Origin of the sequence: Pseudomonas lundensis (assembly GCF_001042985.1) — a bacterium.
GTDB classification, from domain to species: Bacteria; Pseudomonadota; Gammaproteobacteria; order Pseudomonadales; family Pseudomonadaceae; genus Aquipseudomonas; species Aquipseudomonas lundensis.
The window spans coordinates 1-16641 of sequence record NZ_JYKY01000041.1 but is presented as its reverse complement, the minus strand read 5'-3'; the positions used below and the strand labels follow the sequence as shown (position 1 = coordinate 16641).

Annotated in this window: 14 protein-coding genes and 3 pseudogenes; 6 read left to right on the top strand and 11 right to left on the bottom strand. The window is 52.0% G+C overall.

Features of this window, described 5'->3' with window-relative positions:
• Window positions 1–80: 80 nt before the first annotated feature.
• From TU74_RS21535 to TU74_RS21495, 10 genes and pseudogenes are all read right to left on the bottom strand, one after another.
• Window positions 81–1667, bottom strand: coding sequence for an ABC-F family ATPase (locus TU74_RS21535; protein ID WP_080960212.1), 1587 nt, complete (start codon window positions 1665–1667; stop codon window positions 81–83).
• 20 nt (window positions 1668–1687) lie between these two features.
• Window positions 1688–1912: pseudogene (locus TU74_RS24820) on the bottom strand (site-specific integrase); the annotation flags it as partial.
• A 266-nt stretch (window positions 1913–2178) separates the two neighbouring features.
• Complete coding sequence (locus tag TU74_RS21530) at window positions 2179–2889, bottom strand: helix-turn-helix transcriptional regulator (protein WP_226942297.1); 711 nt, start codon at window positions 2887–2889, stop codon at window positions 2179–2181.
• 8 nt (window positions 2890–2897) lie between these two features.
• The gene (locus tag TU74_RS21525) at window positions 2898–3623 is read right to left on the bottom strand and encodes an amino acid ABC transporter ATP-binding protein (protein ID WP_048377644.1); all 726 of its coding nucleotides are present in this window, start codon (window positions 3621–3623) and stop codon (window positions 2898–2900) included.
• Between the two features lie 109 nt (window positions 3624–3732).
• Complete coding sequence (locus TU74_RS21520; RefSeq protein WP_047293403.1) at window positions 3733–4443, bottom strand: ABC transporter permease; 711 nt, start codon at window positions 4441–4443, stop codon at window positions 3733–3735.
• Window positions 4440–5159 carry an ABC transporter permease gene (locus TU74_RS21515; RefSeq protein ID WP_048377635.1) on the bottom strand — a complete coding sequence of 240 codons (720 nt, stop codon included), beginning with the start codon at window positions 5157–5159 and terminating at the stop codon, window positions 4440–4442. Before TU74_RS21515 ends, TU74_RS21520 begins: the two co-directional genes overlap by 4 nt.
• Window positions 5160–5281: 122 nt before the next feature.
• The gene (locus TU74_RS21510; RefSeq protein ID WP_371264459.1) at window positions 5282–6004 is read right to left on the bottom strand and encodes a transporter substrate-binding domain-containing protein; all 723 of its coding nucleotides are present in this window, start codon (window positions 6002–6004) and stop codon (window positions 5282–5284) included.
• Between the two features lie 103 nt (window positions 6005–6107).
• Entirely contained in the window at window positions 6108–7091 is a 984-nt protein-coding gene (locus tag TU74_RS21505; RefSeq protein ID WP_048377634.1) for a Rossmann-fold NAD(P)-binding domain-containing protein, read from the bottom strand.
• A gap of 598 nt (window positions 7092–7689) precedes the next feature.
• Window positions 7690–8154, bottom strand: a complete 465-nt coding sequence (locus tag TU74_RS21500) for a hemerythrin domain-containing protein (RefSeq protein WP_048377633.1) — start codon at window positions 8152–8154, stop codon at window positions 7690–7692.
• Window positions 8155–8360: 206 nt separating this feature from the next.
• Entirely contained in the window at window positions 8361–8567 is a 207-nt protein-coding gene (locus tag TU74_RS21495) for a hypothetical protein (RefSeq protein ID WP_048377632.1), read from the bottom strand.
• A 523-nt stretch (window positions 8568–9090) separates the two neighbouring features.
• Here TU74_RS21495 and TU74_RS25140 point away from each other — a divergent pair.
• The 6 genes and pseudogenes from TU74_RS25140 to TU74_RS23815 form a co-directional block, all read left to right on the top strand.
• Window positions 9091–9861 (top strand): annotated as a pseudogene (locus TU74_RS25140) (MCP four helix bundle domain-containing protein); the annotation flags it as partial.
• The gene (locus TU74_RS25135; protein WP_420912172.1) at window positions 9853–10716 is read left to right on the top strand and encodes a methyl-accepting chemotaxis protein; all 864 of its coding nucleotides are present in this window, start codon (window positions 9853–9855) and stop codon (window positions 10714–10716) included. The pseudogene TU74_RS25140 and the gene TU74_RS25135, both read left to right, overlap by 9 nt.
• Window positions 10717–11254: 538 nt before the next feature.
• Complete coding sequence (locus tag TU74_RS23820) at window positions 11255–11956, top strand: FadR/GntR family transcriptional regulator (protein WP_082149925.1); 702 nt, start codon at window positions 11255–11257, stop codon at window positions 11954–11956.
• A 69-nt stretch (window positions 11957–12025) separates the two neighbouring features.
• Window positions 12026–13219, top strand: a complete 1194-nt coding sequence (gene lhgO, locus TU74_RS21485; RefSeq protein WP_048377630.1) for an L-2-hydroxyglutarate oxidase — start codon at window positions 12026–12028, stop codon at window positions 13217–13219.
• A gap of 33 nt (window positions 13220–13252) precedes the next feature.
• Window positions 13253–14597: pseudogene (locus TU74_RS21480) on the top strand (MFS transporter).
• 80 nt (window positions 14598–14677) lie between these two features.
• Window positions 14678–14863 carry a hypothetical protein gene (locus tag TU74_RS23815; RefSeq protein ID WP_082149924.1) on the top strand — a complete coding sequence of 62 codons (186 nt, stop codon included), beginning with the start codon at window positions 14678–14680 and terminating at the stop codon, window positions 14861–14863.
• 9 nt (window positions 14864–14872) lie between these two features.
• Here the strand turns inward: TU74_RS23815 and TU74_RS21475 are convergent, their stop codons facing one another.
• Window positions 14873–15235, bottom strand: a complete 363-nt coding sequence (locus TU74_RS21475; RefSeq protein ID WP_048377629.1) for a helix-turn-helix domain-containing protein — start codon at window positions 15233–15235, stop codon at window positions 14873–14875.
• Window positions 15236–16641 lie beyond the last annotated feature (1406 nt).

Genomic DNA, 16641 nt, shown 5'->3' with positions numbered 1-16641 from the left:
ATCGTCCGCGCACAACATGAAAAACCCGTCACGGGGACGGGTTTTCAAGATGACGCGCTGTAATCAGGGGGGGTGTGAAATCAGAACACCACACCCTGGCTGCGCAGGTAGTCATCGTAGGTGCCGCTGAAATCGATCACGCCACTTGGGCTCAGCTCGATAATGCGCGTGGCCAGCGAGGAAACGAACTCGCGGTCATGGCTGACGAACACCAGCGTACCGGGGTAGTTTTCCAGCGCCAGGTTCAAGGCTTCGATGGATTCCATGTCCAAGTGGTTGGTCGGTTCGTCCATCACCAGTACGTTCGGTTTTTGCAGGATCAGCTTGCCGAACAGCATGCGGCCTTGCTCACCACCGGAAATCACTTTGACCGACTTCAGGATTTCATCGTTGGAGAACAGCATGCGGCCCAGTGTGCCACGTACCATTTGCTCGCCCTGCGTCCACTGACCCATCCAGTCGAAGAGGGTCATGTCCTCTTCAAAATCGTGGGCGTGGTCCTGGGCGTAGTAACCCAGCTCAGCGGCTTCGGTCCACTTCACAGTGCCCGCATCCGGGGTCAGTTCGTTGACCAGCGTGCGCAGCAAGGTGGTTTTACCGATACCGTTCGGCCCAATGATCGCGACGCGCTCACCGGCTTCAATGGTGAAGCTGAAGTCTTTGAACAGCGTCTTGCCGTCAAAGCCTTTGGCCATGTGCTCAACGATGACCGCCTGGCGGTGCAGCTTTTTGGTCTGCTCGAAGCGGATGAACGGGCTGACGCGGCTCGACGGCTTGACCTCGGCCAGCTGGATCTTGTCGATCTGCTTGGCACGCGACGTCGCTTGCTTGGCTTTGGAGGCGTTGGCCGAGAAGCGGCTCACGAACGATTGCAGTTCGTTGATCTGGGCTTTCTTCTTGGCGTTGTCCGACAGCAGTTGCTCACGGGACTGAGTGGCAACCGTCATGTACTCATCGTAGTTGCCCGGGAACAGGCGCAGCTCGCCGTAGTCCAGGTCGGCCATGTGGGTGCAGACGCTGTTCAGGAAGTGCCTATCGTGGGAAATGATGATCATCAGGCTGTTACGCTGGGTCAGCACGTTTTCCAGCCAGCGGATGGTGTTGATGTCCAGGTGGTTGGTCGGTTCGTCGAGCAACAGCACTTCAGGATCGGAAAACAGTGCCTGAGCCAGCAGAACACGCAGTTTCCAGCCCGGCGACACTTCGCTCATCGGACCGTTGTGCTGTTCAATGCCGATACCCAGGCCCAACAGCAGCTCGCCGGCGCGCGACTCGGCGGTGTAGCCGTCCATCTCGGCAAATTCGGTTTCCAGCTCTGCCACGGCCATGCCGTCTTCTTCGGTCATCTCGGGCAGGGAGTAGATGCGGTCGCGCTCAGCCTTGACCTTCCACAGCTCTTCGTGACCCATGATCACGGTGTCGATCACGGTGAATTCTTCGTACGCGAACTGATCCTGGCGCAACTTGCCCAAGCGCACATTCGGCTCAAGCATCACCTGGCCACCCGACGGCTCAAGATCGCCACCCAGGATTTTCATGAAAGTGGACTTGCCGCAACCATTGGCACCGATCAAACCATAACGGTTGCCTGCGCCGAACTTGACTGAAACGTTCTCGAAAAGCGGCTTGGCGCCGAATTGCATCGTGATGTTAGCTGTGGAGATCAATTACTTTACCTATCAATAGCTTAGAGAGCGCGTATTTGGGCTGGGATCAATTTGGGACCCCTTTGGAGTTTCTCAAGCTCACTCCAGTCGGAGCTTGAGTTGATCCATCGCGCATAAGTCGACAGCAACATTTGGACGCTGTGGCCAAGCTGCTGAGAAATGAATGCGGGGTGTTTCATGCCAGACATGCCGCGCATTGTCGCATAGGTGCGATGACAGATGCACTGCGGCCGGTCGTGCAGACCCGGTTTTCAGGGGGCGATCGCTGTTCGTGAGGCCAATACAATCGCTCAGGTTTCATAACGGGCGAGGGTGGCTCAACTCGCTGCGCAATTATCCCTGAGCTTTTGATTAGCCTGATGCTCTTAGTCAGGTGCGAGATATCGAGCTGTTCATCGGTTTAAGCCGCCGTTGCGTCGTTCAGTGATTTGGCCCGCTCGATCCGCGTTGGCCCGCCCTCTGACTTCTGGAGCATGCAGGAGGGATTGAGTGTGGGGGCCGGGACAGCGGCCTATTCTTTAGGTGTGGCTTTCAAATAGTTGTAAACCGTTGCACGGGAGATATCGAAATACTCACTGAAATAATCGATGAAATTACGAATATCAAGCAGTCCGGCGGCGCGGGCGTGCGCCAGGGTCAACATGATTTCGGTACGGCCGAATTCGCTTTGCCGCACGTTTTGCTTAACGGATATCGCCTGGACGATGGCATTGAGCTGTTCTCGCCAGTCGGTCCTGAACAAGGGCGCTGGACGTACCTGAGGCTGTACGCCCACCACATAGCCGCTCAGCAGCTTTTGCACTTGGGTTAACACCGTCACATCGAAGTTCAGGCACAGCAACGCTGCAACCTGCCCGTCCGGGCCGCGAGCAGCAATCGAAATTGAGCGCAAGACGCGGTTGTTCGGGGCGGCTTTCTCATAGGGGCCGATGACGTCCAGCCCTTTATCCAACTCGGGCAGGTCTGTAATCAATGAGGCGTCGCCGACCTTGCGCCTGGAAAAGCCGTTCGCTATGTGCGCGATCTGTCCGCTGCGAAGATCGTGGACCACAGCTTCCAGGTCTGGGAAAAGCAGGGCGGCAATGCCGTCTGCTGTTGCGTTCATGAAAGCGATATTGATCATAGGAGGCAGACAGTACGTGAAAGTTGAGAGGGGGAATTGTACGCAATCGACCTGTGATTGACAGGTGACCCGCAGGCTTGAACGGCGCATGCTTTTCATCGATGAACTCAACGGTGGATTTGCGCCAGAAACGCTCGCGCCCGATCGCTTTCAGGCGCGGTAAAAAAACGTTCGGGAGGCATGTCTTCGACAATGCGGCCCGCGTCGAGAAACAGTATCCGGTCAGCAACTTGACGCGCGAAGCCCATTTCGTGTGTGACACAAATCAGTGTCATGCCTGTTTCAGCCAGCTTGACGATAACCTCCAGCACTTCGTTGACCATTTCCGGATCGAGCGCCGAGGTGGGTTCGTCGAATAACATGATTTTTGGCTCCATGCACAGCGCCCGGGCAATCGCCACCCGTTGTTGCTGGCCGCCAGAAAGCTGGCTTGGGTATTTGTTGGCCTGATTCTCGACCCCGACTTTGCTCAAATAATGCCGCGCCTGTTCTGCGGCCTTCTGATGGGACAAGCCGCGTACCGAGATCGGGGCGAGGGTGCAGTTTTGCAGAACAGTCATGTGGGGGAAGAGGTTGAAGCTCTGAAACACCATGCCGACTTCGCGCAGCGCCAGGCGTCTGGCTGGCGAAGGTTTAGTCAGATCGGCACCCAATGTACGGATGACACCCTCTTCGGCAACCTCCAGGTGACTGATGCAGCGAATGAGGGTCGATTTACCCGAGCCGGACGGTCCGCACAGCACAATACGCTCGCCTTGCTGCACCGTCAGGTCGATGCCGTGTAGCACTTGAAAAGGGCCATACCATTTGTTCAGCCCGCTGATGTGTACCACGGTTTCTCGGGCGGTCAACGCTGAAATCGACTGATGCTCTGACGCTGTAATGACGGATTGCATGGCATAGGCCCTCAATAAGTGTGCAGGTTGTTGAGTGGCGTTCGAGTCATCCGGCATGTTTGCTCAGCGACTGTTCAAGCCATTTGAGCGCACGCCTGACCACTTCGACGATCAGCAGGTACAGCAGCGCCGCCCACAGATAGACCTGGAAATCGAAACTGCGCGAGAAGGCCAGTTTGGCCACGCCCATCAGGTCATAAAGGGTGACCAGCGAAGCGAGCGCGCTGGCTTTGATCATCAGGATCAGCTCGTTACCCAACGGCCTGACAGCGACCAGCAACGACTGCGGCATGATGACTTTGAAGAGCGTGATTCGACGGGGCAGGCTGAGGACTTTGGCGGCTTCGCGTTGGCCCTGTGCCACGGCCATCAAGGCTCCGCGCAGGATTTCGGCCTGATAGGCTGCCGTGTTCAAGGTGAATGCCAGCAAGGTGCAATACCAGGCATCCCGGAAAAACCACCACAGCCCTGCCGACTCCCAGAAATGTTTGAAGGAGCCAAGGCCGTAATACAGCATGAACAGTTGAGCGAGCAGCGGCGAACCACGGAAAAAATACACATAGACGCCGCTCAAGCCGCGTAGCAGGCGATGGTCAGATAACCGCCCAAGGGCAATCACCAGACCTAGCAGCATCCCGAGGGTGAACGACATCACCACAAGTTTGCCGGTTACCAGCAGGCCGTCGATAAAGCGCGGACCAAAGCGTTCAAGGAGCTGAGGGTTGAAAAACAGGTTCAGCCATTCATCGGGAGTCATGGCTGTGCACTCCGTTGGTGACGGTTGAAGTACTGTTCGAGAAAGTGGAACAGACGCCCGGACAGCGCCGAGAAAAACAGGTAGCCAAAGCAGGCCACGGTGTAAAACAGCATGGGCTCCTTGGTAACGCTAACGGCCAGACTGGTCTGACGCATCAGGTCGACCAGCGATATCGTCGACACCAATGAGGTCTCCTTGAGCAGCGCCAGCCAATTGTTTGACAAGCCCGGCAAGGCCACGCGCGCCAGTTGCGGGAGCAGCACGTTGCGAAACGTCGTGCTTTTGCTCAAACCCAGCATCCTCGCCGCTTCAAACTGGCCTTTTGGTATGGCCTTGAAGGCGCTTAACCAGACTTCGCTCGAAAACGCAGCAAATACCAGGCTGAAGGCAATCATCGCCGCGACGAATGCATTGATTTTTACGTCGGCTGGGTAGCCCAAAGTGGCAAGGAGCTTCTGTGCCCCGATCTGACAGCCGTAGTAAATGATCAGTAAGGTCAGTAGCTCCGGCAATCCGCGAAATACGGTGGAAAATGCTGTGGCGCACAGGCGTAGCCAGCGTCGCCGGGAACGAGCGGCAAACGCCACGCCCAGGCCCAGGGGCAAGCCCAACGGCACACAACTCAAGGCCAGTGCGAGTGTAACCAGAGCCCCCACCAACAAGGCCGCCCCCCAACCACCGCTGGCAAAGGATAACAAGGTCAACTGCTCAGGCATGCCCGAACCCTCTTGCGTGAAACATGAGGAGCATGACGTCGTCGCGCTAAATGGCAGCGCGAGGCGAGGTCATGATGAGGAGCACGTGCGCCGGGGACCGCGTGGCGCACTCTCTCTGAGCGTCAATAGATGTCGAAGTCAAAGTAACGACTGACGATTGTCTTGTAAGTGCCATCAGCGATTATTTCAGCCAGGGCAGTGTTAAATCTTTCGCGCAAGGCGTTATCTTCCAGGCGCACGACGATAGCCGCATCGGCTTTGGTGCCCTCTACGTCACCCAGAAACGTGCAACACGCTTTGCCTTTTTCGGTGGTGTTGAGCCATGCCAACAACGGGTATTTATCAGCGATGACCGCATCCAGGCGCCCGGCGGCCAGATCGCTCACCGCTTCATCCTGGGAGGGATAGAGCTTCACGGTGGCACCCGCCGCGGCGTAATGTTCTTCGGCGTAGATCGATTGTGTCGAAAACGATTGGGTTCCCACCGTTAATCCCTTGAAATCGGTCTGGGCATCGCGGCTGCTTGAGTCTTTGGGCACTGCAAGGGATAAGGGTGTGCGGTAGTAGCGATCGGTGAAGGCCACCTTCTTTTTGCGCTCTTCGGTGACATTCATCGACGCCACAATGGCGTCGAATTTTTTTGCCAGCAAGGCTGGAATCATGCCTTCCCAGTCCTGAGTGACAAATGTGCACGTCACCTGCATCCGCTCGCACAGCGCGTTAGCAATATCAATATCGAACCCGTGCAGCGTATTGTCCGGGTCAATGTAATTGAATGGCGGGTAAGCCCCTTCACTGGCGATGCGAAGTGTTTCTGCCTGAGCCGTAATGGCGGCGGCGAACATCCAGCAAGAGGTGACAATGGCTGTAACGCGGATCAGTGTGTTCATGGGAGTACCTTCTTTATTGTTTTTGTTGATTCAGGCGCTTTTCATTCAGGAGGCGGGGTCAGGGTGGGGGGAGTGCACTGTTTGAGGGTGAACGTTGTGACATCTCCACCGCGAGGGTTGCGATGGCAATGTCTTGGGCAGCAAGCCCGGTGAGGTCTGCAACGGTTATATCGTGATCACTGATACGGCCCGGGCGATTGCCTGCCAGTACGTGCCCCAGCGCCACGCACACTTCCTCTCGGATCAGCCCTGCATGTAACGCATGAGCCAACTCGCCGCGTTCGGCACATTGTTGATGGTCGTCAGTCATGATGACGCTGGCTTGAGCCAGAATGTGCGGGTCCAGCTCCTGTTTACCCAAGCTGTCTGCGCCAAGGGCGACAATGTGGGTTCCGGGTTTAACGAGGTGTGCGAGGACAATCGGCTGGGTGGAGGGCGTGCAGGTAATAACCACATTGCACTGCTTGAACACGTCCTCAACGGTCAACACGGCATGGGCAGTCAAGGCGTGAAGCTGTAAAGATTCGGCCAGTCGCTCGGCTTTCTCCTTGGCCCGGCCCCAGATGACCACCCGCTGTGTCCCAAGGAGGTGCGCAGCCCACAGCGCTTGCAGTTCGGCCTGATGGCCGCTGCCAAGAATGCCCAGCGCCGTAACACGCGATGGAGCCCCCGCATTTGCGGCCAGTGCTCCAGCCGCCGCCGTACGCCAACTGGTCAGCCAGCCTTCATCGTTGAGAATGGCGATCAGATTGCCGGTCAGCGAGCTGAAAACCATCATCAGCCCGTTGTTAGTCTGCAGCCCTCGTGTCGGATTTTCGTAAAACCCCATGGCCACTTTGATCACAAAAGTGGGCGCACCTCGAAAATACCCGAAACGTATGTGGCAATCGCCAGGAGGATTCTGAAACAGTAGCTCTCCGGATTTGGCGCTGATCACCTTATCGTGCGCGTGCTGAACGCAGGCATTGCGCACAACCCGCAGTATGTCGTGACGCGTCAACACTTCGCGCAGACTGTTCAGACCATAGAGTGGCGTATTCATTGGCCACAGCTCCAGGGGCAAAGAACGCAGAGCTTTTGGCGCTGAGACATGCATAAGCCTGTTGCTGACAGCTTGCCTTTCAACATCGTCATAGTCATTGGGCCTGATACGGGATGAAAAACGGCTGCACGACCGGTAAGTGTCAATACAGCTTGTGTGAGGCTGTGTTGAGGCTAACGGTTTTAGACTAAATTTCTAACTTAATTATTTTGTCTAATTATTGCGATGACGTCCACCGGCCCTCGTCGATAGCCAGTGTTACGCCGCCTTAGGCAAACAGCGTCATAAGTCGAGTGAAACAGGAGGGGCAGACGTGGGCGGCTCCGCGCAATCCGATGGGTGTTCGGGTCGTGTGGCCGAATCATGGCGCTACTGTCGCCGATGCTGGGGCGGAGCAATCATCAGTGCCGCGATTGACATCGCTGACTCGACGCCGCCAATTCGCTATCTTCTTCTCTAACCACCGGCGTGGGATGTGTCCCAGGCAGGGAAGATATTGCCTCATGGTGCTGGCCGTTGTAGTCCTGAAGTGAGCAGGGTAGAAACAAAAAACCCGGCACTGGGCCGGGCTCTGCTTTTGCGGGGACGCACCCACTGTTTACGCAGCGGCAAGGCTCTTTTTCATAGAGGCTTTCAATGCCAGCATCTGTTCGCCCAGTTCTTCAAGCTTGGCCTTGCCGAGCAGTTTTTTGGCCTTGGGGAACATGTCTGTTTCTTCTTCTTCGATGTGATGTTCGAGCAACTCTTTAATCACTTTCACCCGCCCTGCAAATTCGGGTGACGTGGGATCGGTGGCCTTCAGATCGGGCAGCACCAGCGCGTCCACGGTGCGGTGCTCCTCTTTGGCTTCGTAATACATCTCGGCTTCGTCTTTCCCGCCAGCCGACTTGAACGCGGGATACAGGATTTCTTCTTCAAGTTGAGTGTGAATAGTGATCTCCAGCTCAAGTTTAGTCAGAAGATCCGTGCGTGTTTTGACTGCGCGATCCGTTGATTCACTCAGTTGGTTCAGAATGGCTTTCACTTTCTCATGGTCTGCTTTCAGAAGATCGATGGCGTTCATGGTTAGGCCTCACTATCACGGGTAGGGTGCGGCTGATCAGTGCCAGCGCTGCATTTTTTCCTCAATGTAGGTAAGGCATTTGTCGTGCCAATTGTTATTTAAGAAATAGACTCGCCATATCAAGGGTTTGCTAATTATCTGCTCCGTTGTGTTCATGCAACTTGCACGAGACGCCTTTTCAGATGATGCAGATCGCCAGCCAACACTCAGTGCAGGGTCTTCACCCGCCGGCTTTCGCCAATCCGGATCCTGTCCAGCACTCGGTTTAATGCGTCTAGTGCATCGAGAAGTGCTTTGGCCTCCGCTTCGCGACCATCCCCCCAAAGGCGTTCAGCCATTTTGTTCAGCGCCTGAATGGATCGCTCAATGTCTGCCGCCGTTACCGCGGCGCTTTGGTCATGTTTCTCACTCATCATCCATTCCTCTGTCGCACCACTTTAATGACGCTCATGACGCTCCACCGCGCTCTGTCACACACTTCAACACATGGGCTGGTTGATTCCCGCGTCATGATTTACCCCGTCCGCGTTGTTATCTGCTGGAGTTGTGGAACAAAGAATTCCTGAGCCTATAGGAATCACCTTGGGCGCTCTCGTGCTTTTGCGATGCTTGCTCTCTTGGCCTACTGACAAAAAATACACGTCGAATGCACGACTTTATGACACGGCGTGAACTAGGATCACGGCGCAATGATGTCATTTTGCCTTTAAGTTGATCCAGTCCATGGGGACCAGGCTGCACGGCTCTGGAGAAAGCGAGGCCTAAAGGGGGGTTATTTCACGTTGATGAGACGGCCGTCCGCCTATGTAAAAGATCACGAGCCGTAATGAAGAGTCTGCGTTTATAAATCCGCCGAGTGGCTTGCAGCTTTTGGTCTCTTGGTCGATAGCTTGGCATGACACCTGCGACGTACCGACCTTTTAAGAGTGATAAAAAATGAACGTCAGGACAATGAACCTTGCTCCACGATCTGCCACCTTTTTCTCACTCATTATTCTGGTGGTCTTTGCACTGGGCATGGTCGCCGTCATGCAAATGGGCAAGCTTCGAGACGCGGAGCAGGATGTAGAAACCAATTGGATGGCCAGCATCCGTGAGGTCGGCAAGATGCAGGCAGGCATCCTGCGGCTGCGCCTTGAAAGCATCCGCATCACCGTGACCACCGATGAACAGCAGCGCCAAACCCGCATCGCTTCATTGAGCGGCTACCGCAGTACCCTGCAGAACACCATCAGTCACTACGACGCCTTGGTTACCGGGTCGCAAGAGCGTGAACTGTATCAAGCGGTGGCAACGGACATGCAGCAGTATTTCAATCTGCTGGATGAGCTGGAACCGTTGCTCAAACGTGGAGACAACGCGGCGGCCATTACCCTTATCAATTCCCGCATTAGCCCTATGACCAATGGCATGCAGGAAAAAATGGACAAGCTGGCTGCCTTTAATGAAGAGGGGGCAGAGCGTGCAGGTCTGAATGCTGCCTCGATCTACAGCAACGGCATCACCTTGGTGGTTGGGCTGCTGGTGGCTACGGTGTTGCTCACCGTCGTACTGGCCACAGTGCTGACCCGCAGTATTACTGCGCCTATCGGGGCTGCCTTGGCCGTAGCCGAGCGCATCGCCGACAGCGACCTCTCGCGGGAGGTTACGATCACTGGTAGCGATGAAGCCAGCCGCCTGCTGGGCGCCTTGGCCAAGATGCAGCACAACCTGCGCGAAACCATCGCCCGTATCGCCGACTCTTCCACCCAGTTGGCCTCGGCCTCAGAAGAGATGACGGCGGTCACCGAAGAGGCCAGTCGCGGGCTGGTGCGCCAGAATGATGAAGTCGACCAGGCGGCCACCGCAGTGACCGAAATGACCGCCGCCGTGGACGAGGTGGCCCGCAATGCCGACGCTGCGGCCCAATCTTCCCGAGAGACAATGGCCTTCACCCGTTCGGGTATCGAGAATGTGGCACAAACCCTTAAAGCCATTGAAAGTCTGGCCAGCAACGTGGCCAGCACGGGAGAGCAGGTCAAGGCGTTGTCCGGCAGGGCACAGAACATCAGCAAGGTGGTTGAAGTGATTCGCGCGATCGCTGAGCAGACCAACCTGCTGGCGCTGAACGCGGCCATTGAAGCGGCCCGCGCAGGCGAGCAAGGCCGTGGATTTGCCGTGGTGGCCGATGAAGTGCGGGCGCTGGCCCACCCCACGCAGCAGTCGACACAGGAAATCGAACAAATGATCAGCGCGATTCAGACTGACTCCACCCAAGCGGTGGGAGCGATGAGCGTCAGCGCCCAGATGGCCAGCAGCTCAATCTCCGTGGCACAAGACGCCGACTTGTCGCTCAAGCAGATCGCCGAGGCCATTACCCAGATAAACGAACGCAACCTGTTGATTGCCACCGCTTCGCAAGAACAGGCGCAAGTAGCCCGCGAGGCAGACCAAAACTTGACCAGTATCCGCGAACTGTCCATCCAGAGCTCGGCAGGCGCCAGTCAGACCGCGAGCGCGTGCGGCGAACTGGCCAATCTGGCGATTGAACTGAATCACTTGGTCGCGCGCTTCAAAGTGTGATGGCCCGAGTTAGCGGTAGCGCAGAGCCCTAAAGCGTTGAGCCTGTCACGAATAATCAAATTCAACCGCCCGCCGGCGGTTGAATTTTTTTGCGAGCGTTACGGATGGAATGGAACGAAAACATCAGACTGACCTAAGCCATCGACGGCCACGGGACTTGGCACCGCTACAACATCCTTGATCAGACCTACTGCATCCGCCAAGCATAAGGGGGGCTTGGAATGGGTTTTCAAGACGGTGCCATGAATGAGGTAGTGCCTGTGCTTGCGGAGAAGTGGGATTGTATTGCTACAGGCTTTATAGACGTCTTTATACCTTGGTGGGACTGACCGCGGCAGCTTAGACCTCTCAGGCTGTATTTACCTCACTTATGGGTTGTTGATTAACATACGGAATTAATACGATATGTTGTTATTGGGGTGTAATATCACAAACTTACTTTAATGCAGGAAGTTGCCTACAACTATGGAGCGGTATACCTAATACTTGGGTTTTAACCTTTGGGTATTCTGGATGTCAGACAGCCTGATAGATACCCATGATTAATCTAACGCGTCCCCAGTCCCTTGTTGATACCGTTGTCTCTGCAATTCGAAGAGAAATAATTGACGGGCGGCTTCCTGCGGAGTCCAAGATGCCAACAGAGCATCAATTGGCAGAGCAGCTCAACGTGAGTCGCTCAGTTGTTCGCGAGGCCATTTCTCAATTAAAAGCGGACGGCGTTTTAATCATCCGTCCAGGTAGTGGCTCATTTGTTTCTCAGACACCAAGCGGAGTTGTTTTTAGACTGCCCAATAAAAACGGTCTTTTGCCCAGGTTGGACCAGCTTTTTGAGTTGCGTCTGTGGATAGAAATACAAGCGGCATCCATTGCGGCTCAGCGGCATACAAAAGAAGATTTGACTCGTATGAGTGATGCAATTGAGTTGATGGAAAATAATTCCCACAATTCAAAAGTATCGTCTGCCGCAGATGTTGAGTTTCATAGGTCAATCGTGGCGGCGTGCAAAAATGATTATTTAAGTGCGTTCCATGATTTTCTACATGGTCAATTGGTTCAGGCTCGCTTATTTGCTTGGGAAAACTCTGCAACATTAACTGTTGGCCCGCGTGGTGCACTTCGTGAGCATCAGGAAATGTTTAATGCTGTATCAAGCCGTAATTCGAGTGAGGCAGGTAATTGTGCCAGAAATCATTTAGAGGCGGCAGCGCAACGATTGGATATATATTTAGTGACCTAGGCTATTTCTAGAGTGCAGATTTTAATGCATTTAGTTGTCTGACAACCTGATCTTGGCTGAGAATTTTTAATGACCTATGATTTTTGTGTGATTGGCGGTGGAATTGTAGGGCTGGCAACGGCAATGCGACTGCTTGAAGCTAAGCCAGGAGCTTCACTGTTATTAGTTGAGAAAGAGGATTCATTTGCCAAGCATCAAACAGACCATAACAGCGGTGTCATTCATGCCGGGGTGTACTACACCCCGGGTAATTTTAAAGCAAAATTGTGCGCTCGGGGAGCTCAAGCGACAAAAGACTTTTGTGAGCAGCACAATATTGAATACGAGGTGTGCGGCAAGCTTCTCGTCGCCTCAAGTACAGCCAAACTTGTTCTCATGGATAAAATTGCAGAGCGAGCGAGGCAAAATGGTTTAACGATTGATCGGCTTGACGCTCAGGAGTTACATCGGCGCGAGTCGAACATTATAGGGGCAGGCGCATTATTTGTTGCGAGCACTGGGATCGTCGACTATAAGGCTGTAGCCAGCACTATGTTTAAAATGATTGCAAGAGCGGGTGGAGAAGTCGTGTGTGGACACAACGTCATATCAATAAAAGAGTGTGGAAATCATGTGGCGGTTACATCGGATAGTACATCCTGGAAAACGAAGAAACTCGTGGTTTGTGCAGGGTTACAATCTGATCGCTTGGCTGTGATGGCGGGTTTGAAGGTTGATTTTCAAATCATACCTTTCAGGGGTGAATATTATCGACTCCCCCCGTCACGAAATGAAAGTATTAAACACCTGATCTATCCGGTCCCAGATCCAAATCTTCCATTTCTTGGTATTCACCTCACGCGAATGATCGACGGTAGTATTAAGGTTGGGCCAAATGCTGTACTGAGCCTTTCGCGTGAGGGGTATCGAAAATTATCGTTCAACGCTCGCGATATTTTGGAATACAGTTTATATCCAGGTTTTTGGAGGTTTATAAGAAAGCATTTTGTTTCAGGTGTTCAAGAGATTAGAAATACACTGTTCAAGGCAGGCTATTTAGAACAGTGCAAAAAATATTACCCGTCCTTGGAACTTCAAGATCTTCAACCCTGTAAAGCGGGTATCCGAGCTCAGGCGGTAATGCGCAGTGGTGACTTTATTGAAGATTTTCTGTTTATGCAAACTCCAAGGATGTTACACGTGTGTAATGCGCCTTCTCCCGCAGCAACGGCGGCAATTCCTATAGGTGAAATGATTGCCGACAAACTATTAAAAAGTCTCTGAGAGAGGCTATATAACAAAAAAAATGAGGCTGGCATGATTGATAACCTAGTTAGGCATGGCGGTGAAAGTGAGTTTCAGCGTAAAAAACGATTGCGGAAGGTCGCAGCTGCAACCATTGTTGGCTCCATGTTGGAGTGGTACAGATTTTTATCTGTATGCAATGATGGCAGCCATAGTGTTTTCCAAAGTTTTCTTTGATCCATCTGACTCTAAAGTTGCCACTTTGTTGGCGCTCTCAACTTTTGCAATTGGGTTTATAGCACGACCTTTTGGCGGCATGTTATTTGGATACTGCGGGGATAGATTTGGCCGTAAACGAATGCTTGTAGCTACGTTTTGCTTAATGGGGATTTGCACTACCGCAATTGGTTTTATTCCGGGTTACGCAACGCTGGGGATTTGGGCTCCGATAATGCTGGTGCTGATTAGGATATTTCAAGGCCTTGGAGCAGGTGCTGAACTCGCTGCAGCTGCGGTTACCGCTTATGAACATGCTGATGAAAACAAGCGTGGCAGCCAAGGAGCTTGGCCTGCGTTGGGTCTGAATCTAGGATTGCTTCTATCATCCTTAACAGTCTATTTACTCACCATGCAAGGGGATGAATTTCTGCTGGCAGGCGGGTGGCGTATTCCGTTTATTTGCAGCATTGTTTTGGTGGCTGTTGGGTTGTGGGTAAGGAGTAGCCTGCCTGAGACGATTGAGTACCAAAAACTCAGTGCAATTGAGGATAAATCTGAGGTAAGTAGTAAGGTTGCTGGCAATCCTTTGCTGACGTTATTTAAAAGCGACTTAAAAGGTTTATTTGTCGTGCTGTTTTTGGCGATTGGCTATAACGCACTCAGTTATATTTACAAAACCTTCTCGCTGGCTTATCTCACCCAGTACAAAGGGGTTGCTGCAAATGTTACGTCGTTATCTGTAACGATAGCCAGTCTGATAGCGATATTCGCCATACCCTTTTATGGATACATTTGTGATCGTTGGAGTAGCAAGAAAGTATTATTAGTCGGTGGCGTGCTGTCAGGGATATTCGCTTATCCGTTTATGGCTCTCTTGGAGTCAGGGGTGGACATATGGATCTATGTTGCGATTGGGTTGGGAACTGGCGTTCTTGCGCCCATGATGTTTGCACCGCAAGGCTCATTTCTGAGTAGGCAGTTTCCCACTCATACACGCTCGTCGGGTGTAGGCACAGGTCGTGAAATTGGTACGGCCATTGCTGGTGGCTTGGCCCCTTTAGGTGCTTTGGCTATGGTATCTAACTCTCCTACTCATTCCACAACTGGCGTCGTCGTGATCTTAGTAATCGCAGCAGTTGTATTAGTTGTAGCCGCTAGTTTTGATCAGGGAAACAAGCACTCTAATTTCAAAAATTAGTGAGTGTCTAACAGCACTGTTTAATTAACTTGCCCTAATCATTTAAGTGGCGAAGTCGTTAGCGTAGTGAGGGGTTGATAATGGATTTTGAAAATCCTGAGGTGCGTGCTGAGCTTAAAGAGTTGATAGCGCTAGTAAGAATGGATGAGAAATATACGGCGGTCATTTTGGATGAGGTTTTGCCCGTCGATCCGTTATCAAGCGAGTGCCATTCTCAGCGTATATCACGTATTTATGAAATATCTAATAAATACGGATTGCTTTGAACGGTGGCGTTAAAGTAATCTTTTTTTTGGATTGTGCTTGTATGAAATAAATGTGTCGGTGAGGCGGATTATTTCTTCCAGGTTTTCAGGCGAGTCCACGTGAATTATTTTTTCAGATAGTTCCTGTCTAAGAGAGATCAGGCGCGTCCTGATCTCGTCCTGCCCACCGGGGAGCAACTCGCCAGGCGCTACGTTAAAGACAGTAGCAATTCTGATCAGTTGTTCGATATTAGGTAGAGTTAAACCTCTTTCATAGCGACCAATTAATGGTGGCTCACATCCAATTAAATGGGCCAAGTCAGCTTGGCTCATTTGTCTTCCTTTTCTGAGTATTTTGATTTTGCTTCCAATTACAGTGCGCAGATTTGTCATAAAGACTCCAAATGCGTGATTTTTCCATGAGGTTGCAGATTGAAAAAGCTACAGAAATACTTAATAGATACTAAAGTATTTACTTTTGTTCTGGATTGTTTTATTTTTCACACAGGGGTGAACAGTTGTCCTTTGAACTTTGAACTTTGAACTTTGCATTTTGGTTGCAGGTCAAGCTGACACCTTCATCTAATGAATGCCCCAACAGCTCCACGGTTATGGAGTTTGAAAGAGCATTTTTAAGGATAATGCTGTACGCGAAATTGGTTAGTACTTACTCACAACTCTCCTGTTTGTCAATTGTTTATCGAGGGGCTTAATGTGTCAGGCGTTGAGTGTTATTTACGTTGCAAAATTACGCTTCATAACCCCAGTGTTCGACCGATATTTCTGTGTCGTGATACGCAGTTTCCTCACAAGTATCGCCACCTCAGCCTCAATGAATTTTTAGGTAATACCCACTCTTTTTAAAAAGTCGACATTGACGCGTGCATGTCGATCCGTACTTTCCACAGGTTTAGCGGGACGCGAGAGAGGTGAAAGCGTTATGAAAATGAAGAGGGTATCGGCTCGTCAAGATCGCTCGCTCATTTGCTCTGAGTTTCAGCGTTCGACTTTAAAGTTAACAATGTCCTTGCGATTGGTCATGGAATTTTTTTATAACAGCGGGTGATAGTGCTTTTTTAGTGATTCTGCAACTTAGCACCACAGCTGACAGGCTGGCCAATTGTACGACCCCTCGTACTTACTCAGTACCGTTACGTCTCCACTGTAGCTAGATAACCCTGTAAATCCAACGTCGTTCCTTTCTCATCGTCAGTGCGCTGAATGTTGATGTTTTAGCTGTTGTTCCATCTTTATGGCATATCAGAGGGTTTAAAAGTAGAAGGCTGCACTTATTCCAGTCAGTAATTATGTCGCGTTGGAGGATCTAGATGTTGAGTCAAGTTATCCTTCGCGTTTGTTGTAAGTCATATAGATTAAAGTGATGATATTCGGAGGTTTGGATTTATATCCGATCCGTAGCTGCTTGAGTGCGCTGTTCGCAAAATTTATTGCCCGCTTTCGAAACTGATTATTCCATGTTGTCGCTGGGAGCGTGTTGATATGTTAACGGTCAGTGTTTTCGCTTATGGCAAGTAAATCCGCAGTGCTTTACATAAATGGAAGCCGGTTGCATCAACAAGGTGCATCAACCTATGAGTGGAGTTTTCGAATACTAAATCGAGGTCAGTGGCTTGTTTAAGCTAAATTTCCCTATTTGTATTGATATGTATGCTAGGCTCTGTACGTAAACCCAAGAAATACGATTTTCTGTAAAATACACCGCCATTAAAGCCAGGAGGCCAAGATGGCAAAGCGGTATGAACTCCCCGACGCAGCCTGGGATCTGGTTGCAGATATCT

Bases quoted from the DNA above. Each gene is read 5' to 3' on its own strand.
- TU74_RS21510 (WP_371264459.1), bottom strand. From the start codon at position 6,004: ATGTTCGCCGCCGCCATTACGGCTCAGGCAGAAACACTTCGCATCGCC.
- TU74_RS21500 (WP_048377633.1), bottom strand. From the start codon at position 8,154: ATGAACGCCATCGATCTTCTGAAAGCAGACCATGAGAAAGTGAAAGCC.
- TU74_RS21530 (WP_226942297.1), bottom strand. From the start codon at position 2,889: ATGAAAAGCATGCGCCGTTCAAGCCTGCGGGTCACCTGTCAATCACAG.
- TU74_RS23815 (WP_082149924.1), top strand. From the start codon at position 14,678: ATGGATTTTGAAAATCCTGAGGTGCGTGCTGAGCTTAAAGAGTTGATA.
- lhgO (WP_048377630.1), top strand. From the start codon at position 12,026: ATGACCTATGATTTTTGTGTGATTGGCGGTGGAATTGTAGGGCTGGCA.
- TU74_RS21505 (WP_048377634.1), bottom strand. From the start codon at position 7,091: ATGAATACGCCACTCTATGGTCTGAACAGTCTGCGCGAAGTGTTGACG.
- TU74_RS23820 (WP_082149925.1), top strand. From the start codon at position 11,255: ATGATTAATCTAACGCGTCCCCAGTCCCTTGTTGATACCGTTGTCTCT.
- TU74_RS21520 (WP_047293403.1), bottom strand. From the start codon at position 4,443: ATGACTCCCGATGAATGGCTGAACCTGTTTTTCAACCCTCAGCTCCTT.
- TU74_RS21495 (WP_048377632.1), bottom strand. From the start codon at position 8,567: ATGAGTGAGAAACATGACCAAAGCGCCGCGGTAACGGCGGCAGACATT.
- TU74_RS25135 (WP_420912172.1), top strand. From the start codon at position 9,853: ATGCAGCACAACCTGCGCGAAACCATCGCCCGTATCGCCGACTCTTCC.
- TU74_RS21475 (WP_048377629.1), bottom strand. From the start codon at position 15,235: ATGACAAATCTGCGCACTGTAATTGGAAGCAAAATCAAAATACTCAGA.
- TU74_RS21515 (WP_048377635.1), bottom strand. From the start codon at position 5,159: ATGCCTGAGCAGTTGACCTTGTTATCCTTTGCCAGCGGTGGTTGGGGG.